Consider the following 23,955-nt stretch of genomic DNA (forward strand, 5'->3'; position numbering starts at 1 on the left):
GTCCTGTGGGATGCCGAAACAAGTTCGGCATGACGGGCGGAGTGGCTAAGTAGGCTAAATAAATGTTTAAGACCTGTCCTGTGGGATGCCGAAACAAGTTCGGCACGACGGGGCCCCTCTCTACTCACTTATTCACCATTCACTCAATCAAAACTAATTAGAACGGTGGCGTATCATCTTCCATATCATTTGCTTTTGATGGGCGGATAATGAAGTTGTTCTGTTTTTCGAAATCTGGCGATGGGGTTAAACCTGTAAATGCATTTGGCGCGGCACCGAAGCTATCGATGTTGGTATCCAAATCGGTAAACTTCACATACTTACCTACAAATTTCAAGCGCACACGGCCGGTTTCACCGTTACGGTGCTTGGCTATAATTACCTCACCAACGCCCTGGGTAGGGTTGTTATCTTCATCAAATTCCAGTCCGTAGTACTCGGGGCGGTAAAGGAACAATACCATATCCGCATCCTGCTCAATTGAACCTGACTCACGTAAATCTGATAGCATTGGCCGTTTAGAACCACCCGGCCTGCTCTCTACTGCACGGCTTAACTGCGAAAGGGCAATTACAGGTACTTCCAATTCTTTTGCCACGGTTTTAAGTGCACGGGAAATACTACCAATTTCCTGCTCACGGTTACCACCTTTACCGTCAGATTTACCGTGCATCAGCTGCAGGTAGTCAATGATGATTAGTTGAATATCGTATTGCGATTTCAGACGGCGGCATTTAGCCCGGAACTCAAATATATTTAGTGATGGAGTATCGTCAATAATTAAAGGGGCTTGTTCCAGTCTACCAATTTTAGAGTGGATTTGCTGCCATTCCCATTCTTCGAGGTTACCCTTACGGATCTTCTCTTGTTCGATTTGGGTTTCACCCGAAATTAAACGATTAACCAATTGAACAGATGACATCTCGAGCGAGAATACCACAACCGGTTTGCTAAAGTCGACCGATGCGTTGCGGGCACAGGTAAGCACGAATGCCGTTTTACCCATCGCCGGGCGAGCTGCGATAATCACCAGGTCTGATTTCTGCCAGCCGGAAGTGATCCTGTCCAGATCTGTAAAGCCGGATGGTACACCGGTAAGGCCGTCTTTTTTATCTTTTAATGCTTCTAATGCTTTTAATGATTCGTGCAGGATCTCGTCCATTTTGCGCGAATCGCGGCGGAGGTTATTCTGGGCAATATCAAACAGGTTTTTTTCTGCCTTATCCAGTAAATCCAGTACATCCGAAGTATCTTCATAAGCCGCGCTAATTACCTCAGTAGAGATTCGGATCAGTTCGCGCTGAATAAATTTCTGGATAATGATGCGGGCATGGAACTCGATATTTGCAGCGGATGCTACACGGTTGGTTAGCTCGGTAATATAATAAGCGCCGCCTATTATCTCCAGCTCGCCTTGCTGCCTTAACTGTGCGGTAACGGTGAGGATATCTACAGGAGAAGTTTTTTCGAACAGGGTGTGTATCGCCTTAAATATTTTCTGGTGGGCTTCCACGTAAAATATCTCGGGGTTTAACACATCAATTACAGATGATAAGGCGTCTTTCTCGAGCATTAACGCACCCAATATGGCTTCTTCCAAATCGCGTGCCTGTGGAGGGAGTTTGCCAACAAGGCCGTTTGATTGCGGCGCACTAAATCCTTTGTTGCGCCTGTCAGAATTTGTTCGGTTATATTGTTGGTTTTCGTTCTCCATTTCCAGCTCTTCGTATATCCTCGAAATTGCGTTGAAATTCGAGGGGGAACAAAAATATACAAAAAACCGGCTTAACAATGTAAAAACTCTACACTTAAATTTTGCTAAAAAAGCACATGGCTTTGTTTAGGCAAAAACAGGTGCTTATCATTTTGATTGCTAACACCTTATGTTGGTAAACCTGTTAAGAATAGAAATTTATGCGCCTGCTGCTATTTTTACACTTATGTGGATAAATCTTCGGGGTGTTAATAACTGAAACGGGACCGAAAGGGCTGGTACTCAATAAAATCAGCTTAGTGGATTAAAATTTCTATTTTTGCTGACTTATTCATCAGTAAATGTCCTTTAATAATAATAATTCAGCAAAGCGCGAAAGCAATCAGATGGTGTTCGGTATCCGTGCCGTAATAGAAGCCATTAAAGCAGGTAAAGAGATTGAAGCTTTGTATATACAACGTGGTTTAAGCGGCGGCCTGGTTATGGAACTTAAAAGCCTGTTGCAGGAGTATAACCTGAGCGCGCAACAGGTACCGGTAGAAAAACTTGACCGCATCACCACCAAAAATCACCAGGGCGTTATTGGTGTAATTTCGCCCATCACTTATCAAAAAATAGAAGATATTATTCCGCAGGTTTTCGAAGCCGGCAAAGTGCCTTTGGTACTGGTGCTGGATAGTATTACCGATGTGCGCAACATGGGCGCCATAGCCCGTACGGCAGAGTGTGCCGGTGTTGATGCCATTGTGATTCCCTCAAAAGGTTCGGCACAAATTACACCAGATGCTATTAAGACTTCGGCAGGGGCGCTGTTTACCATCCCGGTTTGCCGCCACGATAATTTAGTGCAAACTGTTAAGTTTTTGCAGGAATCTGGCCTACAGGTTGTATGCTGTACCGAGAAAACCAACGATACCATTTACCAGGTAGATTATACACCACCAACGGTAATTATCATGGGTTCGGAAGATGAGGGTATCCGTAATGAGCTGATTCGCCATGCTGAGCATTTGGCCAAGATCCCGATGTTTGGCGAGATAGCTTCCCTTAACGTATCGGTATCAACCGCCGTTATTGTTTACGAAGCAATAAGGCAGCGGGGATTGTAGTTGGTTGTCTGTCAGTTGTCTGTGAAAAGGAAGATAACTATGTCATCCTGAACTTGTTTCAGGATCCCACAGGACAGGTCTGCTACTGACTTAGCAAGTGGGGTGCTGAAACAAGTTCAGCATGACGGGAGGATTCAAAGTCAAAAGTAAGATAACTATGTCGTCCTGAACTTGTTTCAGGATCCCACAGGACAGGTCTGCTACCGACTTAGCAAATGGGGTGCTGAAACAAGTTCAGCATGACGGGAGGAATCAAAAAAAAGGATCAGTTTTTAAAACTAATCCTTTTTTTAAATGTGTTGCTGACAACCGGCAACTTAAATATATTTAGTTCCAAACTTCTGCTTTACATCGGCAACTATCTGTTTAACAGATTGCTCCTGGTCGCGGGGGCAGATCATCAGGGTGTTGTTGGCTTCTACCACGATGAAATCGTGCAGGCCTTGCAGCACTACCAATTTATCTTCGGGCACATTAACCATACAGTTTGACGAATCGTACATGATCACTTTTTCTGAAGGGATCACCGCGTTGCCTACGTAATCTTTTTCGGCCAGCTGGTAAACTGATGTCCAGGTACCCAGATCGCTCCAGCCAAATTCTGATGGCAATACGTAAACGTTTTCTGCTTTCTCCATAATGCCGTAATCAATAGAGATATTGATGCATTGCTGGTAAGCCGTATTGATGTGCGAACGTTCTTTGTCGCTGTTGTAAACGCTGCGCGCATCTGCAAAAATATCGTGCATATCTGGCAAGTGTTTGCCAAATGCCTTCACAATTGATTTTGCCGACCAAACGAAGATACCGGCATTCCACAAGAAATCGCCGCTTTGTAAAAAGCTTTTGGCAATCTCTAAGGTCGGTTTTTCGGTAAAGGTTTTTACTTTATGGAAATCGTTGTTTAAAAGCTGGTCGGTGTACTGAATATAGCCGTAGCCAGTATCCGGGCGCGATGGTTTAATACCCAGTGTAATCAGGCAGTCGTGCTCGGCAGCGGTTTTTAACGAATTGTTGATGCTGTCTACAAAAGCCTGCTCATCCAGTATCAGGTGATCTGAAGGGGCAACCACAACAATGGCATCCTCGTTCATGCTCTCAATTTTGTACGAACCGTAGGCCACGCAAGGCGCAGTGTTGCGCATTACAGGCTCGGTTAATATCTGGTGGTTCTGTATGCCAGGTAGCTGCTCTTTTACAAGGTCGGCATAGTTCTCGTTGGTAACAATGTATATATTTTCTGGCGGGCAAATTTTCAGGAAACGGCTGTAAGTGTTCTGGATCAGCGTTTTTCCGGTGCCTAAAATGTCAATGAATTGCTTGGGATAGGAGGTCCTGCTGATAGGCCAAAAGCGGCTTCCAATGCCACCAGCCATGATGATGGCATAATAATTTTTATTCATAGATAGATTGATAAGAGCTTATGCAAAAATATAATACTAATGTTAATTGCAAATTATTTGTTAACAGATGAAATAAAAGTTAATTTATTAACGTATCTTAAGTGTTAGTTATTAATTCCGCCATTACGACAACTAATGTATGATAATTGTTCAATAAAATATCATTTTATTGTGATTATACACGTTTAATAGGCTATATGGAAAAAATTTGCTAATTTGTCCGTTTAAATAGAATGCATAGAATACACCAAAATGATTGAGACAAAAAAGTCGCTTTTTGACAATCTCCAGAACTTTTTCGGCTTCGATAACTTCAAAGGAGAGCAGGAAGCGATTATTACTAACATCTTGGCAGGTAATGACACATTTGTAATTATGCCTACTGGTGGGGGCAAATCAATGTGTTATCAGTTACCGGCCTTAATGAGCGATGGCACAGCGATTGTGATTTCCCCGCTTATTGCGTTAATGAAAAACCAGGTAGATCAGCTAAGGGCTTTCGGCGGATCAGACAGCATTGCCCATTTCTTAAATTCGTCTTTAACGAAAACTGATATACTGAGGGTGAAGGAGGATGTACTGAGCGGTAAAACTAAATTACTGTACGTAGCGCCCGAATCACTTACCAAGCAGGAGAATGTCGATTTTTTACGTTTAAACCAGGTGTCATTCGTGGCCGTTGATGAGGCACACTGTATCTCAGAATGGGGGCACGATTTCAGACCCGAGTATCGCAAAATAAGGCAGGTGATCAGCAACATTGGCGAGAATATCCCGATTATCGCTTTAACCGCCACTGCCACCCCCAAGGTGCAGCACGATATACAGAAAAACCTGCAGATGAATAATGCAACGGTTTTTAAATCATCATTTAACCGTGGCAACCTGTATTACGAAGTACGTGCAAAACGCAACGTGCTTAAAGAGATCGTAAAATTTGTTAAGCAGCATACCGGTAAATCGGGTATTATTTACTGCCTGAGCCGTAAAAAGGTGGAAGAGGTTGCCGAGGCGTTAAGCCTTAACGGTGTTAAGGCATTGCCTTACCATGCCGGCCTTGATGCCAAAGTACGTGCCGATACGCAGGATAAATTCCTGATGGAGGATGTTGACGTTATTGTGGCTACCATTGCCTTCGGGATGGGGATTGACAAACCTGATGTTAGATACGTAATACACCACGATGTGCCTAAAAGCATGGAAGGCTATTACCAGGAAACCGGCCGTGCCGGCCGTGACGGTGGCGAAGGTGTTTGCGTAGCATTTTACTCTGAAAAAGATATTGATAAACTGCAAAAGTTTATGAAAGATAAGCCGGTTGCTGAACGCGAGATCGGTACACAGATCTTGAAGGAAGTGATTGACTATGCCGAGTCGTCGGTTTGCCGCCGTAAGCAGATACTGCATTACTTTGGCGAAAACTTTAACGAGGCCGGTTGTAGCTGCATGTGCGATAACTGCAGCGCCAACAAAGAGCACTTTGACGGTGAAGAACATTTGCACCGTGCTTTAAGTCTCATTAAACAATTGGGCGAAAAGTTTGACGACCATCATGTAATTGGTGTTTTGCTGGGCGAAGATAACCCGCAGGTACACCACTACGAACACCACCTGATAGAGGAATTTGGCGCAGGCAAGGCACAGGGCGAAAATCTTTGGAAATCGCTGTTGCGCCAGGCATTGTTGGATAACTACCTGTCGAAAGATATTGACCAATATGGCCTTTTGCATTTAACTGCTAAAGGACAAAACTTTATTGATAACCCGCACAGTATCCGTTTCGTTCTCAATCGCCCTATTGAAAATGCAGACGAGGATGACTCAGAAGAAGGCGGCAAAGGTGGTGGTGGTGCACTGGATGCCCAGTTGCTGCAAATGCTGAAAGATCAGCGTAAAAAGCTGGCTAAACAAAAAGGTTTGCCTCCATTCGTTATCTTCCAGGATCCATCTTTAGAGGAAATGTGTACGCATTACCCCATCACTATGGACGAGCTGAAACAGATCTCGGGTGTGGGTGCCGGTAAGGCTGCCAAGTTTGGTGCTACGTTTATTGATCTGATCAAGAAGTATGTAGAAGAGAATGATATTGATCGCCCGATTGACCTGGTGATTAAGAGCGCTGCTAATAAATCGGCCCTTAAAGTATATATTATTCAGAATATCGACCGCCATCTTAATCTCGAAGATATTGCCAGTTCTAAAGGCTTATCGTACGAGGATATTTTGCGCGAGATTGAAACCATTGTAAACTCTGGTACTAAGCTTAACCTTAACTATTACATTAACGAGGTGATAGATGAAGACAGGCAGGATGAGGTATTTGATTACTTCCGCTCTGCCGAGGATGATTCAATAGACCACGCGATGGCTGAATTGGGTAACGAAGATTACACCCAGGAAGAAGTACAGCTGATGCGTATTAAATTTATGAGCGAACTGGGTAACTAAGAGATTTCTCTTAAAGAATATATAAAGGCTTCGATTTATCGGGGCCTTTTTTATTGAAAGCACTATGTGATTTCTTAGTCAAAATTTTTACTTAATCGGTGCACAGAGAGCCCACATTAGATGCGCAAGCATAATAACCACGAAAGTTATGTTTTCGCCAATCATAATCATACTATTCCAGGTAGCTTTCGTATCATCTTGAAGTAGACGTTTATTGCCTCTTTTAGAACTGTAACGAAAAAAATAATGAGCTAATAATAATTGTATGACTCCCGCAGATAGATTGAAATGGACAGTTGGATTTTGAAAATATGGAATATGAAGAAATGGTATGTACAAAAAGAACAATACAGCCCATACCGATGCAGTTATTTTTAGATAGCCATCTACATTTGTTCTATTCCGAACAAGCTTTAAGTACAGTAAAACATCAATTGACCAAAATAGAATTAAGTAAACTATTTTAATAAACCAAACCATTTCTAATGCTTTTTATTTGGCGATGATCTTAAATTCAGTACGCCGGTTCTTAGCCTTATTTTCTTCGTTAGTATTTGGCGCTAGCGGCTGTGTTTTGCCGTAACCTTTAAACACTAATTTGGCGGCGTTTGTGCCGTTGGCTACCAGGTATTGGTATACAGATTTGGCCCGGTTCTCCGACAGGGTTTGGTTTAGCTGGTCGTTACCGGTATCATCGGTATGGCCGGAGATCTCGATCTTAACTGTGGGATTAGCGGTTAAAAATTCTGCGATTTTTCCAAGTTCAGCCTTAGACTCGGTTTTGAGTTCATATTTATTACTGTCGAAGAAGATATTGTTTAAGATTACCTTTTTGCCAATCTCTATTGGCGATAGCGCTACATTAACGATAAACGGTTGAGTTGGGGCATGCCCAACCAGCGAAAAGTTTTCCGAATAAAATAAATAACCTTCGCGCGATATATTTAACCCGTAATTTTTACCGCTGGTAAGCGTGGCCAAAAAGTCGCCATCAGTGGCCGAACTTACATCGTGATAAACAACGTCGTTCTTTTCCAGGTCTATGATCTCTACAATGCTCTCAATGGGTTGCTTTGTTTTGGCATCGGTAACCCTTCCTTTTACATAAGTAACCAGCTTGGGTTTTAAGGCAGCAGGCAACTCAAACATATAAATATCATAACCACCCACACCGTTTAAATTATTGGACGAAAAGTAAGCGTAGCTGCCATTGGTAGAAATGGTTAACCCGTTTTCGTCGCCGCTAGAGTTGATGGGGTAGCCCAGGTTTTGTGGCTTTTGCCATTTACCATCCTGGCCCAGGCGACTAATGTAAAGGTCTTTATTACCCATGCCCGGCCAGCCGTTTGAGCAAAAATAAAGGGTGCTATCATCCGGGTGTATAAATGGCGATTGCTCATCGAATGCGGTGTTGATGGTTGGGCCCAAATTTTCGGGTTCGCCCCAACCTGTTGCGTTAAGCGTTGACTTCCATATATCATACCCGCCATAGCCACCCTTACGGTTGCTTACAAAATAAAGCGTTCGGCCATCAGCACTGATGGATGGCTGCGACTCCCATCCCTGTGTGTTAAGCGGCCGGCTCAGATCAAACGGTGTCGACCAGTCGTTGCCCTTTTTTTGCGACACATATATATCACATTTGCCTAAGCCGTCGGGCCGGTTGCAACCTGTAAAAAACAGGTATTTGCCATCCTGAGAGAGGGATTGTGCACCCTCGTTATAATTGGGTGTATTAATATTTTTGCTGAGGTAAGTAGCCGTTTGCCACTTGCAGTTTTGCCTGGCGCTTTTATAAAAATCTTCGTTGTTGTTAATTTTTCGGGTAAATATCAGCATGCTTTCGTCTGCGGTTGCAGTGGGCAGGTACTCATCGTCGGTTGTGTTAATTTCTGGGCCCATATTTACGGGTGTAAACGGTACGGGGTGTTGCATGGCTAGCAGTGCAAAATCGCAATCGCCCATTAATTTTTTAGCCTTAAAACGGTCTTTATCGGTTATGTAGGGGTAGCTTAAATATTTGAGCAGGTGCATTTGCGCATCTTTGTACCTGCCAAGGCTAATTTCTGTTTCACTTATTTTAATGTAAACCGCCTGGCTAAATTCGGGGTTAAGCGTAATTGCTTTCTGGTAGTGTTCTGTTGCTTCTTTGTATTGCTTTTTAATGCCATACATATCGGCTAAAAATATATGGGCTTCTATAAAATGGTCGTCTGCTTCTGTGGCTTGTAGCAGGGAGGCAATGGCATCATCAATTTTGCGGTAATCATAGCTGGAACCAGCTATAGCGTAGTACTTTATGGCGGTTGTATTTTGCGTGGTATATGTTCTTTGCTGGGCAAACAACGTACACGGAAACGCAATAAAAAATAGCACTGTAAATAGAACCCGGACCATCAGATTTATATATCGGTTGAGCCTAATTTACAGTTTTTATGGGATATTTAGATACTTATGCGTTTGCAGGGAAATTTCCCATTTGGGGTTGGCCATTACATAATCAATAATAAGCGGGGTAACTTCTTTTGATTTAGACCATTCGGGTTGTAAATATAGTTTGCAGCCGGGCGATACCAGTTCGGCATATTCTTCGGCCCAGGCAAAATCAGATTTATTAAATACGATCACCTTTAGCTCATGCGCCTCTTTGGCAATAGCGGGCTGCGGTGCCTTAAACTTTTTGGGTGATAAACAGATCCAGTCCCAATGACCCGAAAGGGGGTAAGCGCCCGAAGTTTCAATAAAGGTGGTTACACCGTTTGCCTTCATCTGCGCGGTCAAATAATCGAGGTTATAGATCAGCGGTTCGCCACCGGTAACTACCACGGTTTTGGCGGGGAATTGAAGGGCGTTAGTAACAATCTGGTCGGCAGTGGTAAGCGGATGGAGGCTTGCATCCCAGCTCTCTTTAACATCGCACCAGTGGCAGCCTACATCGCAGCCGCCGAGGCGAATAAAGTATGCGGCCTTGCCGGTATTATATCCTTCGCCCTGTATTGTATAAAACTCCTCCATCAGGGGGAGCAACGTGCCATCTTCCGGAACCTGTGCTGTCATTTTCAATCTGCAAATATAAAAATAACTAAACTGATGCTTTAATATTTTAGGCTTTTAAATGTTAATATTATTATCTATAATTACTTGAAATTCAGCATATGAGAAAACTTTACGTTTTAATTATACTTTTTGGTGTATTAACGTCCCTCAGTTCATGCGTTGATATTGAAGAGCACTACAACTTTAAGGCAGACGGATCATGCAATGTGGTTTACGATTTCGATATGAGCCATGCCGTTGCCGTGTTAATGAACCTCATGTCAGACTCGGTTGCGGCAACCCCGCAGTTTGCTATGGCCAAAGATACCTCCCTAAATTTTTATAATGCCTTACCCGATACCACCCAGCAAAAGCTTAGCGCCGAAGAAACTAAACTAGCCAAAAGCAGTAACCTGGATATTAAGATGAACCTGCGTAAAAGCCTCATGAAAATAAGCATCAATCACGAGGCAAAAGATGCTGCCGATCTTAAATATTATATTGAGCATATTAACCGGGTGGCCAATACCAGCCAGCTAAGCTCGGTAACAAAAGGTAACAAAAATATTAAAGGCTTTGATGCTGCGCAGATGATAGTAGGGCAAGACTATTATGATTATGAGATAACCCCCCACAAGTTTTACCGCATTATTGATAAAACCAAGTTCAATAATTTTTTAAAGAAAACACAGGCTACTTTTGTAATGGCCAAAGCCTTGCTCATAGAAACCCCCTACAAACTGATACTTAATTTTGCCAAGCCTGTTAAGAAGATAAATAACAGCAAAGCCATTGTATCTGCCGATCGTAAAACGGTAACCCTGGTTACCAATATGGATGAGGTGATTAAAAACCCATCGTTAATGAACCTGAAAATAGATTTTTAAGATTTTAATGAAGTGGTATAAGGTAGGCAGCATTGGTGAAAACCGGGCTGTGATAAGCAAAGTTGTGGCCGGTGGTAAAAGGCTGTGTTTGGTTAATGATAACGATACATTTTTTGCCTTAGCTGCCAAATGCCCGCACGCCGGGGCCGACTTAAGCGAGGGCTGGTGCGAAAATAAAAAACTCATATGCCCCTTTCACCGTTATAGTTATGATTTGGCGACAGGCCGGGGTAGCGCCGGGCAAAATGATTATGTAGCAACCTACCCGGTTGAGATTAGGGACAACGCCATTTTTGTAGGCATTCCATCATTTTGGGATCAATTAACAAAAAGTTAAATATAACATATGAGTACCAGCGATATCGATTTTTTAGTAACCGATTTTTACCAGACCCTTACTTTTGTAGCCGGAGATAAACCCGATTTAAATGCTTTGGAGGCTCTTTTTCATGAAGAAGCAATACTGATTAATAATACTTTTGGCCGCCCGCTTACTTTTACGCCCGAAGAGTTTGCCAAAGGCATACAGACTAAGGTTGCAGACGGTAGTATGGAGCAGTTTATGCAGCGCGAGGTATTTTCAAAAACAGAGGTGTTTGGTAAAATTGCCCAGCGGGTAAGTGTATATGAATACTCTTTCACCGGCCACGAATCGGGCCGGATACCACGTGGCATTAGCTACATACAATGTATCCAGACCGAGAATAAATGGATGATCTCATCCATGGTATGGCAGGACGAGAATGAGAATTATCTGATTCCACATGAGTATCATATTGAGAGGTAGGGTTTTCAGTTGGCGCTTGTCTGTTGACTGTAGGAGATGAGTTAAAAGTAAATCAGCACGTCATCCTGAACTTGTTTCAGGATCCCACAGGACAGGTCTGATACATTAAAATCGTATAGCTAAGCAAGTGGGATGCTGAAACAAGTTCAGCATGACGGGAGGGAGGAGTAAAAATCAACCAGCACGTCATCCTGAACTTGTTTCAGGATATCACAGGACAGGTCTGATACATTAAAATCGTATAGCTGAGCAAGTGGGATGCCGAAACAAGTTCGGCATGACGGGAGGAGATGAGCAAGAGTAAAATCAGCAATACAGGAGGAGTGAAAAACAAAAAGGGGATCAATTTACTACTGATCCCCTTTTTGTTTTATGCGTTGCTGATAGCCGACAACCCGACTAAGAATATACTTCTTTATTAGCCGATGCCAGTGTGTTTTTTAGTAATCCAATAATGGTCATTAAACCAACACCGCCCGGTACCGGGGTAATCCATGATGATTTTGGGGCAACGTTTTCGAAATCAACATCGCCGTATAGTTTGTATCCCGATTTGGTTACGGTTGATGTTTCGCGGTTCATGCCCACGTCAATCACTACAACACCATCTTTAACCATATCTGCAGTAATGAAATTCTTTTTACCGATGGCTACGATCAATATATCGGCATCCAGGGTAAATTTCTTGATATCCGGCGTGCGGCTGTGGCAAATGGTTACGGTGCAGTTACCTGGTTGCGTATTACGTGCCATCAGGATGCTCATTGGCGAACCAACAATATTACTGCGGCCAACAACTACGCAATGTTTACCTGCAGTATCTATACCATATTCTTTAAGCATTAAGGTAATGCCGTAAGGGGTAGCAGGGATAAACGAAGGCAGGTTGCGTTGCATGCGGCCTAGGTTAACAGGGTGAAAACCATCAACATCCTTAGCCGGGTTAATCTTCTCGGTTACTTTCTCCGGGTCGATGTGTTTCGGTAACGGTAGTTGAACAATAATGCCATCAATATCGGCATCAGCATTAAGTTCTGCTACTTTGGCTAATAATTCTTCTTCGGTAACATCACTTTCGTAGCGTACCAATGATGATTTAAAACCTACCGCTTCGCAGTTTTTCATTTTGCTGGCCACATAAGTTTCGCTGCCGCCATCGTGCCCAACCAATACCGCAACCAGGTGTGGTTTGCGGCCTGTATTAGCTAATATTTTTGCTGCTTCTTCAGCTATTTCTAGCTTTAGTTTTTCTGATACGTATTTTCCGTCGAGTAAATTCATAAGATGAGATGTGAGATATGAGATATGAGATTTGAGACAGAAGTCTTTCGGCTCACACCCGATCAATCCTATTTTAATTATATTTAATTAGATATGAGATTTGAAACGGGAGCTTTCTCTCATATCTCAAATCTCATATCTCAAATCTAACTTAATCTAATTTCAATACCGCCATAAACGCTGATTGTGGTATTTCTACGTTACCAACCTGACGCATGCGTTTTTTACCTTTTTTCTGTTTCTCCAGCAGTTTACGCTTACGGGAAATATCGCCACCATAACATTTAGCGGTAACATCTTTACGTAAAGCTTTCACGGTTTCGCGGGCAATAATTTTTGCACCTATAGAAGCCTGGATAATAATTTCGAATTGCTGGCGAGGGATGAGCTCCTTCAGCTTTTCGCAGATCTTTTTACCGAAATCGTAAGAGTTGCTACGGTGGATCAGTGACGACAAGGCATCAACAGGCTCGGCATTCAAGCGGATATCCAAACGCACTAAGTCCGACTGGCGGTAACCAATCTGGGTATAATCAAACGAGGCGTAACCTTTAGATATGGTTTTTAGCCTGTCGTAAAAATCAAATACAATTTCGCCCATCGGTAGTTCGAAAACCAGCTCAACCCTGTCAGACGTTAAATACGACTGGTTAACAATTGAGCCTCTTTTCTGAATACATAAGGACATGATCGGCCCAACAAACTCTGATTTTGTGATGATGTTGGCCTTAATGTAAGGCTCTTCCACATAATCAATTTTGCTTGGGTCTGGCAGGTCAGACGGGTTATTCACCAGCATCTCTTCGCCCTTGGTGGTATAAGCCAGGTAAGATACGTTGGGTACGGTGGTAATTACCGTCATATCAAACTCGCGCTCTAAACGCTCCTGGATAATCTCCATGTGCAGCATCCCTAAGAAACCGCAACGGAAACCAAAGCCTAAAGCAGCAGATGACTCGGGTTCGAAAACCAATGAAGCATCATTCAGCTGCAGCTTACCCATTGAGTCGCGCAGTTCTTCGTAATCCTCGGTATCAACCGGGTAAATGCCGGCAAATACCATTGGTTTTACCTCTTCAAACCCCTGGATACCTTGTGCAGCCGGGCGTTCAATTAGGGTAATGGTATCACCAACTTTAACCTCTTTAGCTTCTTTAATACCGGAAATGATGTAACCTACGTCGCCGGTTTTAATCACATCCTTAGGCGTGGGGTGCAGTTTCAGCGTACCAACTTCATCGGCCAAATACTCTTTACCGGTGGCCATAAACTTAACCTTAGTATTTTTCCTGATCTCTCCGTTTACCACCTTAAAATAGGCTATAATACCGCGGAACGAGTTAAACACCGAGTCGAAGATCAAAGCCTGAAGCGGAGCATCGGGGTCGCCAACCGGGGCCGGTACACGCTCAATAATAGCGGCTAATATATCCAATACGCCTAAGCCGGTTTTACCCGATGCGGCCAAAATATCTTCGCGTTTACAACCAATCAGGTCAACAATCTGGTCTTTCACTTCCTCTGGCATAGCGCCGGGAAGGTCCATTTTGTTTAACACCGGGATAATCTCCAGGTCGTTCTCCAGCGCCAGGTACAGGTTTGATATCGTTTGCGCCTGTATACCTTGCGAGGCATCAACAATCAGCAATGCACCTTCGCAGGCAGCAATAGAGCGCGAAACCTCGTACGAGAAATCGACGTGGCCGGGCGTGTCGATCAAATTCAATATATATTCCTGTCCATCCAATGTATAATTCATTTGGATGGCGTGGCTTTTAATGGTAATACCACGTTCGCGTTCCAAGTCCATATCGTCAAGCAATTGTGCCTGCGATTCGCGTTTGGTAACGGTGTTGGTATATTCAAGCAACCTATCGGCGAGCGTGCTCTTACCGTGGTCGATGTGTGCAATGATGCAAAAGTTACGTATGTGCTGCATTTCGAACCGCAAAAATAAGGTTTTTGAGGGATAAAATTGTTATGAATATCTACAAAACACTTACTTTAGCTATATGGCCCTATCAGCTGATTTGGTGGACTTTCTGCAAAGTAAATTATCTGCGCTGCTAAACCGGCAGGTGCAGATAAACAGTACCAAACCCGTAAGCGGCGGCAGTATTAACCAGGCTTATTGCCTACATAGTAATGCCGGCAAATACATGCTAAAGCTTAACAGCAGGTACACATACCCCAATATGTTTGCCTGCGAAAGTGATGGGCTTAAAGCTATTGCCGCAACCTGTACCATTGCCGTACCCCAAGTTATTTTGCAGGACGAGCTGGATGATGATAGCTTTTTGATTTTACAATGGATAGAAACCCGGAAGCCTACTGAAGCAGCATCTAAACTTTTAGGCAGGCAGCTGGCCCAAATGCACCGCAACAGCACAGGTTATTTTGGTTTAGACAGTGATAATTACATGGGCTCATTGCCGCAAAGCAACCGGAAGCACCATAACTGGACCAGCTTTTTTATCGAAGAACGCCTGCAACCTATGGTTAAAATTGGGGTTGATAAGAAACTGCTCAACCATGCCGATGTTGCCAAATTTGAAACGCTTTATAACAAGCTAAATGTTTTATTTGAGGAAGAGCCATCATCTCTGATTCATGGCGATCTGTGGGGCGGTAATTACCTCATCAGTACAGATGCAACTCCTTACCTTATTGACCCTGCTGTGAGTTATGGTAACCGCGAGTTTGATATTGCCATGACTACCTTATTCGGTGGTTTTTCAGAATCATTTTACTCGGCCTACCACGAAAGTTTCCCCTTGAATATAGGATGGCAGGAGCGAATAGCCCTGTGGAATTTGTATCCTTTACTGCTGCACCTGAATTTGTTTGGAGCCGGGTATCTGGGGCAGGTGAGGGATGGGGTAGAAGCGTATGTTTGATAATAAGCAACGCATAGTTAAAAACACTTTATTGAGGTACGAAGCAATCTCAGGCCGATTCGTACTATTTACAAATAAGAAAATCATGTGCTTGCTTTAGGTATTTTACATAATTCGACAAAGTATAATCCAAAGCTTGTAAACTCAAATCCATCTGATCTTCTTAAATCATTGTAGGTATCTTCGTCTTTATTTGCCAAGGTTGGAAGAGATGGTCTGAAAATATGATAGGATAAGAGTCTTTCCATATATAGTTCTACCATCTCATGAGTAGTGTTAAGTTTATAAGGCATAGGATGTAATGTAAACCCAAATAGCTCTTTGGTAAATGGGATATCAGATTCTACAAGCTTATCAGAAGAGGCTTTACCTGCTGATTCCAGTGGATATTTCTGAAAATGTTTATGCCTTGCTTCGCTCTCAACATATTGTTCATAAATAATATCAATAAGTAAAAGTTCCTTGTCGCTTATGCTTTTCATCATTTCAATACATCTTAAATCAAATGATTGATCCGTATTACTATAGCGGATGTTGGAGATTATTCTAGCCCATCTATCTTGTACCGTATCATTACTTTCTAACGACATGTTTTCAAGAAGAGGAGCGATCAGTTTTAGATTTATTTTATTAGGATCTATCCCAAATTTTTCACTGTATGCTATCGACTTATTATAGATTTTTATTTGATTTTTAAGGCGCTGGTATCTTATGGCATCTGCAAAAAGTTTACCACTTTCACTGAAAAAGTCTCCAAAAAGAGCATATTCCATTTGCTTAACATTCTCCTGAAATCCTTTGGGTAGGTTTGATAAGTTCATTACTGGAAAAATATAATTTGTTTAATTAGGGATTTTTAAATCCCCAACCGTGTTAATCACTCGTTGCAAACGAGCGCAAGTATTTTCTGTCTTGATTCTTGTCTCTCGATTCTTGCTTCTCTTCTTAATCGTATCTCGGTATTGCCGCATAATCCAGGTCTGTGAGGTCTTTTACAGAGCCGAAGCCAATTACGTCTTTAATTACCTTGTTGTCTGTTAGTTCAACAGCACGCATTATTTTGTTGTGGCCAAACTGATCTTTAATGGCATGCATGGTTTTGCGGGCGGTTTCTTTTTTGTCCATGTCTTCAAATAGCGAGTACAGCATGTTGCCATTGTTTACGAAGTTGGTTACCGAAAGCCGCAGACTGGTGATCTGGTTGTTAAAGATGGGGGCGCATTTGGTGGTTTCCTCAAATTTGGCAATCCGTACCTTAACCATATTCATAAGGGTTATGGCATCTTGCATGGGGGTAGATATGGTAAAGCCATCTTCCCAACGGGAACCATCTGTATAATGACAACTAAAACCAACCGCTTTGCAGTAAAATTTATGGCGCACCATGCGTTTTTCTAAAGTGCAACAAAGAGTTAAAAACAATTGCTCCATATATTCGGCGCTTGCGCGTTTTTCTTTAGATACCTGGCGCATGGCTTGCATACCCTTGTATTCGTGCGCTACAATATTGGTTTCAATAAAATTAAGCCGGTAATGCCAGTAAATGCCCTCAATGCTCTTAAAAATGGCTTTTAATTTATGCGGATCGGCATAGCGCATTTCTAAAGGCGTATTAATGCCAGCACGCTCCAGCCGGTAACACATCTGTTTGCCAATACCAGGCAGATTACCTAGTTTAAGCCTGCCAAGTACAGCATCAATGTTGTTTTGGTCTATTAATTGCAATCCGGCATTTGCACCTTCGTTTTTTTTGCCGATAACAGAGCCAAGCTTGGCCAAAAAAGCATTAGGCGCAATGCCGATAGAGCAGGACAGGAAGTCACCAACCTTGTCAAGTATATCCTGCTTAATTTTTCGGGCAAGTACTTCGGGGTCGGGGTGTACCAGTTTATAATCTGTGAGGTTAATAATTGCCTCGTCGATGCTTTTGGGTACTACATCCTGGCAGTATTGCTGCAAAATAGAGATGATCTTCACATGAAATTCGCGGTAACGGGTGGGGTTACTTTCTACAGGGATAAAATCCGGACAGATCTCCATTACCTCATTTAAACGGGTGCCGGCTTTAATGCCAAGTGCCTTGGCTTCTTTAGAGAGCGATATTACACAGCCATACTTACCCGTATAAACACAAACGCCAACAGGGCGACCGCGCAGCCAAAAATTAACTTGTTGTTCGCAACGCGCAAAAAAACTGTCCATGTCTACAAATAGTACACGGGCCTCGGTTTTGGCATGGATGGAGTTTTGATTCACAATTCAAAATTGCTAATATTTTTAGTAAAAACAATAATAAATCGTGTTTATTTTACAACCTTAGGGTGGTGTAAGGCTACGTTACGATGCGCTAAGCACCGGGGTGGGAGCTTATGTTAAAATAATTTGTGTCATTTTGAATGTAATGAAGAATCTTCTTCGATCTGCAAGGCAGCTCTATTAATGCAGAAGATTCTTCATTACATTCAGAATGACAATGGGGAGAGAAATCAAGTTTAAATTATTAATTCTGCTACCTGTGCTGTGGGATGCCGAAACAAGTTCGGCACGACGGCGAATATGTTGGGGGGCAAACAAAGAGGGGTTATCCAACCCTTTTTAATCCGTATTTTTCTATCTTGCTATACAGGTGGCTTCGCTGTGTATCTATATACAATCCGTCATGCCGAACTTGTTTCGGCATCCCCCAGGACGGGTATAAGATATACTTTTCACAGATTTAGCAAGTGGGATGCCGAAACAAGTTCGGCACGACTGCAGATATATTAGGGGGCTAACAAAAGGGGTTATTCACCCCTTTTTAATCCGTATTTTTCAATCTTGCTATACAGGTGGCTTCGCTGTGTATCAATATACAATCTGTCATGCCGAACTTGTTTTGGCATCCCATCTGCTTAGTATACGACACACCATTTCACAGCCTGTCTGTAGGATGTCGAAACAAGTTCGGTACGACGGCGAATATGTTGGGGGGACAAACAAAGTGGGGTTATTCACCCCCTTTTTATCCGTATTTTTCTATCTTGCTATACAGGTGGCTTCGCCGTGTATCTATATACAATCTGTCATGCCGAACTTGTTTCGGCATCCCACAGGACGGGTATAAGATATACTTTTAGCAGATTTAGCAAGTGGGATGCCGAAACAAGTTCGGCACGACGGCAAATATATTAGGGGGCAAACAAAAAGGGGTTATTCACCCCTTTTTAATCCGTATTTTTCAATCTTGCTATACAGGTGGCTTCGCTGTATAGCTATATACAATCCGTCATGCCGAACTTGTTTCGGCATCCCACAGGACGGGTATAAGATATACTTTTCACAGATTTAGCAAGTGGGATGCCGAAACAAGTTAGGCACGACGGCGGATATGTTGTGGGGGCAAACAAAAAGGGGTTATTCACCCCTTTTTAATCCGTATTTTTCAATCTTGCTGTATAAGTGGCTTCGCTGTATATCTATATCGTCTGCAGTTTTAGATACGTTCCAGTTGTTTTTTTCGAGCTTAAACTTAATGTATTCGCGCTCGGCAAAATCTTTATACTCCTGGAAGTTTTTAAACTGTTCGAAATCTGTTTTAGGTTCGGCAACAGCTGTAGCGGCGGTAATAGTAGCCGGGGCAGATGGGTTGGCAAAAGCCTTTACATCACCATCGGTAATCACCTTGTCGCTCAGTATAATTAAACGTTCAACCATGTTGCGCAGCTCGCGGATGTTACCACTCCATGGCAGGGCCTTCAGGGCTTCCATCGCAGGCTCAGAGAAGCGTTTAACCGGCATGCCATATTCTGTGCAAATCTCTTCTAAAAAGTTCTGTGTAATCAATGGTATATCGTCGCGGCGCTCGGTAAGCGGTGGTACATGGATCAGTATCACACTCAGGCGGTGGTACAAATCCATCCGGAAGTTACCGTCTTCAATTTCTTTCAGCAAATCTTTGTTGGTTGCCGCCACTACACGTACATCAACTTCAATTTCCTTTTCGCCACCCACACGGGTAATCTTACTTTCTTGCAGGGCACGCAATACTTTGGCCTGGGCCGACTGGCTCATGTCGCCAATCTCATCCAAAAATAAAGTACCGCCATTGGCCGATTCAAATTTACCGATCCGCTGTTTTACAGCCGAGGTAAACGAGCCTTTTTCGTGGCCAAATAGTTCACTCTCAATTAATTCAGACGGGATAGCCGCGCAGTTAACCTCAATTAAAGGTGCATTAACACGGTTAGATTTTTCGTGCAGCCAGCGTGCAACCAGCTCTTTACCACTACCGTTGGCACCGGTAATTAATACGCGGGCATCAGTAGGTGCAACACGCTCTATCGTTTCTTTAATTTTAACAATAGATTGTGAGTTACCCAGTATAGGGCGAACCTTTGAAACCTTGCGTTTTAATACCTTAGCTTCGGTTACCAAACTTCCTCTATCCAGGGCGTTGCGTACGGTAATCAGCAGGCGGTTTAAGTCTGGTGGTTTCGATATAAAATCAAAGGCCCCTTTTTTGCTGGCTTCAACGGCAGTTTCAACTGTACCGTGGCCGGATATCATGATAAAAGGCAGGTCGGGCTTAATTAATAAACCTTCTGTTAATACCTCCATGCCGTCCATGCGGTTCATTTTAATATCACACAATACCAGGTCAAAATCGTTTTTACGAATCAGTTCTAATCCGTCAATACCATTATCAATGTCTTCTACCTGGTAGTCTTCGTATTCCAAAATCTCCCTGAGCGTATTGCGTATCGCGCGCTCGTCATCTATTATTAAAACTTTAGCCATTATGTAGTGTAAATGCAGGTAATATTTGAGGTGCTAATATATTAATTGTATAGTAAATTAAACACCGGCCTTTTTGTTTTAAAAAAATAACCCTTTCCGAAAAATCGAAAAGGGTATTAACCAGCAGCAAAGCTGTAAGCCGGGTTCTGTGTTGCCCTGGTGGGCACTTTCTATCATTAATCTGTTCCTGAACATTGCTGCCAGGCTCTAACAACCTACCCATCCTGACCATGTTACTCAATAACATATAAAAGCGAGCAGCTTTAAATTCAGGACCTATTTGGTTTTTCAACTCCTGAGGTTTACCGCCATCCCGGTCGCCCGGTAATGCCGTGAGCTCTTACCTCACGTTTTCACCCTTACCCCAACAAGTTGGGGCGGTATATTTTCTGTGGCACTTGCTGTCACCGGCTGGTACGGTGCCTTCCCGTTAGGAAGCAGGATGCTCTGTGTTGCCCGGACTTTCCTCCGCCCGCCCGAAAGCAAAGCAGCGATAGAACGTTTTGCATTGCAAAGATAGGGTTTTTGATTTGTTGATGCGAGAATAATGGTTTACTGAAGAGATAATTTGCTGATTAGTTGATTGAAAAAAGATTGCTTTTGCTAATAAATAAGGCTGATTGTATGCGAAAAAGCAACAAATAATACCGCTTGTTATAAAATTACTAAATCATTAAATACATAAACAATCTGTTAAATAACAGCGTTTTTATAAGTACCAATTAACCAATTAACAACATAGCGTAAACCGCATTAAGCAATAATTAATATAGTTTGCTCGCTTATCAATAAATTATGAAATCATTATTAATGACCGATGCGTACAACAACGCAGAAGAGTTGAAAGCTTCTTTAGAAGCAGACCTGGAGATTATGGCATCTTTTGAAAAACTAATGGAACTTGAAGAGCAGGTTGAGCAAAAGGTAGCAGGCAAGAAGAAAGGTACTGTTAGCCAGATGCCATATCGCAGAACGGCATAAGTAAATCGCAAATTCGCTGATCTTATCAATAGCTTTTGCTTTTTACAAACCGGGCCCAAATTATGGCTGCCTTGGGCTTATTATCTTCTTACTGAATAATCTTCAGCTTATTACCTGGTTATGGTAATTGTAACGGCCAATTTTATGTTTTCTGATATTTATTTATTCAGCTTGCCTTTCCACAAGTTAAACTTGTAGTAAAAGCTATCAAAGTCAAAGGGTTTGGTAATATAATCGTCCATGCCGGCGGCAAGGCAATTTTCCCGGTCCTTTTCATATGCGCCTGCTGTCATGGCTATAATAATGGGCCTTTTATCGCCGTACGCTTCAATAATTTTACGGGTAGCCTGCAGGCCATCCATTTCGGGCATTTGTATGTCCATCATTACCATGTCGTAATGCTGGCGTTGCAGGGATGATAATACTTCCAATCCGTTTGATACCATATCGCAAACGATGCCGATATTTTTTAAAGCTTTGGCTACAATTTTTTGATTAATGATATTGTCTTCGGCAACCAGTACGCTGATGTTACTTTCGTTAACAGAAGGCGTTACTACCGATGTAACAGGATCTGGTTTTTTAGTTTTTTGTGCTTGCGATAATTTATCAACCAGCATTTTATGAAAGTAATGCTGCTTAATTGGTTTATCCAGTACGGCGGCAAATAATTTCAGATCGTCTTTACGCTCTTCGGGGAAGTGCATGGCTGAGCTGAATAGCACCAGCGGTGTTGCTGTACCGTATTTATGGATAATATGATTAGCCACCTCAATACCGTCCATCTCCGGCATCAGCATATCAATAACCACAATATCGTACTGGTAATTTGCCATGGCATTTATACCCTCAAGCGGGTTATCAAATACATCGGCATGCATGCCCCATTGTTCGCAATGGCCTTTTAGTATGCGCAGGTTGGTTTTATTGTCATCAATAATGAGGGCTGTTTTGCCAATCAGGTCTTTGAGCTGGTTTACAGCCTTGTACTCTTTAATTTGTGCGTTGGCATTAAGCTTTATCGTGAATCTAAATGTTGTACCTACGCCAACTTCACTCTCTACCCAAATACGGCCTTGCATTTTCTCAATCAGCCTTGCGCTAATGGCCAGGCCGAGGCCGGTACCGCCATATTTGCGGGTGGTTGATGAATCTACCTGCGAGAAGGAGTTAAACAGCTTGTGCATCTTATCTGCCGGGATCCCAATTCCGCTGTCTTTCACAGCAAACTCAAGCTCGTAGTTACCGCCATTTTTGGCTGAAAGATTAATGCTGGTTAAAATTTCGCCGGTATTGGTAAACTTAATGGCATTACCCACCAGGTTTACCACAATTTGCCGCAGGCGGGTCATGTCGCCAATCACCTCTAAGGGTACGGCAGGGTCAATCTGGTATAGCAGGTCAATATCTTTTTCCTGGGCCTTAAAAGCCAGCAGGTCATAAGTTTCTTCAATAATTTTGTGGATGAAGAAAGGATGCTCTTCCAGCTCCAGCTTGCCCGATTCTATCTTCGAGAAATCAAGGATCTCGTTAATGATCTCTAACAGGCTTTCGGCACTGATGCGGATCGATTCAACAAAGTCAAACTGTTCTTCATCAAGTTGGGTATTACTCAGCAGGCTGGTCATCCCCATTACCCCATTCATCGGCGTGCGGATCTCATGGCTCATATTGGCCAAAAACTCCGACTTGGCCCTGTTTTGTTCCTCTGCCAGGCGGCTTTTTTCTTCCAACTGTATGTTGAGGTCTTTCAGATGTTCATCATATAGATATTGCTGGGTTACGTCATCAAAGGTCCACAGCATGCCGCTCACATATTCAGATACGGTGGGGGTACAGTAAACGTTTAATACAAAAAAAACCGGTTCGGTAAATAGCCATTTCCAATCGCTAACGCTTTTATCTTTAGCCTTAAAAATCTCCATCCCCCGCCGGGCAATCTCATCTTTATTGCTGGCTCTGGCACGCAGCTGCTGCATAGCTGCCGATAATTGTATGGGTGCAACGTTGCCACCATTAATGTTAAATAGTTTAGAGGCCTGGCCATTAATCCAGCTATTGTTGCCGCTGTCATCAATAAAAACAATGCTTTGCGGTACTGTTTGTAATATGGCGTTAAAGCGGACTTTCAGCTCTTCGAGCGAATAATACGTACGGGTTAGGCGGATGGTTTCGTTGATCTTATTTAAACAGGCTGTAGCAAATTCTTTAAAGTCGTCGCTAAAATCAAATTTGTTTTCCCAGGTTAGCAGTATGTACCCGTTAATGTCTAATTGTTTAACAGGCAAGGCCATTAAACAAAGCGGCTGGCCTACTAGATCCAGCAGTTTGGCCGGGAGGTTCTCTGCCGGGTTTTCAAAGCAATGTGGTTCGCCATCTTTAGTAAGGTTGCTTAATAACTCAGGGTCAATGTAGGTTGTATCATCTTTAGTGGTATTTGTACCGATAACCCTTGTGGTAAGTGCATCTTCGTTTTTAACCAGTACAACATGGTCTGCGCCGGATAATTGCTGCAAGTATACCATACTGCGCTGCATTACACCAAACCATTCCTGGTAGGTTTCAACAACGCCAATGCGGGCAATAAAAATCAATGCCTGCCTGGCCCAATTAATAGGATTGGTATTTTGCTGCAA

The 23,955-nt window shown here is 42.8% G+C and carries 17 protein-coding genes and 1 other RNA gene; 7 read left to right on the forward strand and 11 right to left on the reverse strand.

Annotated elements, in window-relative coordinates:
- Positions 1–157 precede the first annotated feature (157 nt).
- Entirely contained in the window at positions 158–1,714 is a 1,557-nt protein-coding gene (gene dnaB, locus RG47T_RS06880) for a replicative DNA helicase (protein WP_074488737.1), read from the reverse strand.
- Positions 1,715–2,055: 341 nt separating this feature from the next.
- Here dnaB and rlmB point away from each other — a divergent pair, with 341 nt between their 5' ends.
- Positions 2,056–2,823 carry a 23S rRNA (guanosine(2251)-2'-O)-methyltransferase RlmB gene (rlmB, locus tag RG47T_RS06885; protein ID WP_074488738.1) on the forward strand — a complete coding sequence of 256 codons (768 nt, stop codon included), beginning with the start codon at positions 2,056–2,058 and terminating at the stop codon, positions 2,821–2,823.
- Between the two features lie 317 nt (positions 2,824–3,140).
- On the opposite strand, the gene RG47T_RS06890 is transcribed toward rlmB, so the two are convergent.
- Entirely contained in the window at positions 3,141–4,226 is a 1,086-nt protein-coding gene (locus tag RG47T_RS06890; RefSeq protein ID WP_074488739.1) for a mannose-1-phosphate guanylyltransferase, read from the reverse strand.
- 255 nt (positions 4,227–4,481) lie between these two features.
- On the opposite strand from RG47T_RS06890, the gene recQ reads away from it, so the two are divergent.
- Positions 4,482–6,674, forward strand: a complete 2,193-nt coding sequence (gene recQ, locus RG47T_RS06895; RefSeq protein WP_074493206.1) for a DNA helicase RecQ — start codon at positions 4,482–4,484, stop codon at positions 6,672–6,674.
- Between the two features lie 492 nt (positions 6,675–7,166).
- Here the strand turns inward: recQ and RG47T_RS06905 are convergent, their stop codons facing one another.
- Together RG47T_RS06905 and RG47T_RS06910 are read right to left on the reverse strand one after the other, a co-directional pair.
- Positions 7,167–9,071, reverse strand: a complete 1,905-nt coding sequence (locus tag RG47T_RS06905; protein ID WP_074488741.1) for an OmpA family protein — start codon at positions 9,069–9,071, stop codon at positions 7,167–7,169.
- A gap of 36 nt (positions 9,072–9,107) precedes the next feature.
- A complete protein-coding gene (locus tag RG47T_RS06910; protein WP_074488742.1) occupies positions 9,108–9,731 on the reverse strand; it encodes a 7-carboxy-7-deazaguanine synthase QueE in 624 nt (207 codons plus the stop codon).
- Between the two features lie 98 nt (positions 9,732–9,829).
- Here RG47T_RS06910 and RG47T_RS06915 point away from each other — a divergent pair, with 98 nt between their 5' ends.
- The 3 genes from RG47T_RS06915 to RG47T_RS06925 are packed head-to-tail and all read left to right on the forward strand — an operon-like array spanning position 9,830 to position 11,384.
- Entirely contained in the window at positions 9,830–10,597 is a 768-nt protein-coding gene (locus tag RG47T_RS06915; RefSeq protein ID WP_074488743.1) for a hypothetical protein, read from the forward strand.
- Between the two features lie 7 nt (positions 10,598–10,604).
- Positions 10,605–10,934: a Rieske (2Fe-2S) protein gene (locus RG47T_RS06920; protein ID WP_074488744.1), complete on the forward strand. Its 330-nt coding sequence runs from the start codon at positions 10,605–10,607 to the stop codon at positions 10,932–10,934.
- Positions 10,935–10,943: 9 nt separating this feature from the next.
- Positions 10,944–11,384, forward strand: a complete 441-nt coding sequence (locus RG47T_RS06925) for a hypothetical protein (protein ID WP_074488745.1) — start codon at positions 10,944–10,946, stop codon at positions 11,382–11,384.
- A 399-nt stretch (positions 11,385–11,783) separates the two neighbouring features.
- Here the strand turns inward: RG47T_RS06925 and RG47T_RS06930 are convergent, their stop codons facing one another.
- Entirely contained in the window at positions 11,784–12,665 is an 882-nt protein-coding gene (locus tag RG47T_RS06930; protein ID WP_074488746.1) for a bifunctional 5,10-methylenetetrahydrofolate dehydrogenase/5,10-methenyltetrahydrofolate cyclohydrolase, read from the reverse strand.
- A gap of 151 nt (positions 12,666–12,816) precedes the next feature.
- Entirely contained in the window at positions 12,817–14,604 is a 1,788-nt protein-coding gene (gene lepA, locus RG47T_RS06935) for a translation elongation factor 4 (RefSeq protein WP_074488747.1), read from the reverse strand.
- 73 nt (positions 14,605–14,677) lie between these two features.
- Between lepA and RG47T_RS06940 the strand changes: the two genes are divergently transcribed.
- Complete coding sequence (locus RG47T_RS06940) at positions 14,678–15,562, forward strand: fructosamine kinase family protein (RefSeq protein WP_083627320.1); 885 nt, start codon at positions 14,678–14,680, stop codon at positions 15,560–15,562.
- 83 nt (positions 15,563–15,645) lie between these two features.
- Here the strand turns inward: RG47T_RS06940 and RG47T_RS06945 are convergent, their stop codons facing one another.
- From RG47T_RS06945 to rnpB, 4 genes are all read right to left on the reverse strand, one after another.
- Positions 15,646–16,383 (reverse strand): Abi-alpha family protein, encoded by a 738-nt coding sequence (locus RG47T_RS06945; protein WP_074488748.1) that lies wholly within the window; start codon positions 16,381–16,383, stop codon positions 15,646–15,648.
- Between the two features lie 124 nt (positions 16,384–16,507).
- Positions 16,508–17,818, reverse strand: coding sequence for a DNA polymerase Y family protein (locus RG47T_RS06950; protein ID WP_074488749.1), 1,311 nt, complete (start codon positions 17,816–17,818; stop codon positions 16,508–16,510).
- Between the two features lie 1,137 nt (positions 17,819–18,955).
- On the reverse strand, positions 18,956–20,338 hold the full coding sequence (locus RG47T_RS06955; RefSeq protein WP_074488750.1) for a sigma-54-dependent transcriptional regulator: 1,383 nt from the start codon (positions 20,336–20,338) through the stop codon (positions 18,956–18,958).
- A 119-nt stretch (positions 20,339–20,457) separates the two neighbouring features.
- Positions 20,458–20,850, reverse strand: an RNA gene (rnpB, locus tag RG47T_RS06960) — RNase P RNA component class A.
- A gap of 283 nt (positions 20,851–21,133) precedes the next feature.
- Here rnpB and RG47T_RS25660 point away from each other — a divergent pair.
- Complete coding sequence (locus RG47T_RS25660) at positions 21,134–21,319, forward strand: hypothetical protein (protein ID WP_091690762.1); 186 nt, start codon at positions 21,134–21,136, stop codon at positions 21,317–21,319.
- A 158-nt stretch (positions 21,320–21,477) separates the two neighbouring features.
- On the opposite strand, the gene RG47T_RS06965 is transcribed toward RG47T_RS25660, so the two are convergent.
- Positions 21,478–23,955 (reverse strand): response regulator, encoded by a 2,478-nt coding sequence (locus tag RG47T_RS06965; protein ID WP_074488751.1) that lies wholly within the window; start codon positions 23,953–23,955, stop codon positions 21,478–21,480.

The sequence above is a fragment of the Mucilaginibacter polytrichastri genome (assembly GCF_001911425.1).
Lineage (GTDB): Bacteria > Bacteroidota > Bacteroidia > Sphingobacteriales > Sphingobacteriaceae > Mucilaginibacter > Mucilaginibacter polytrichastri.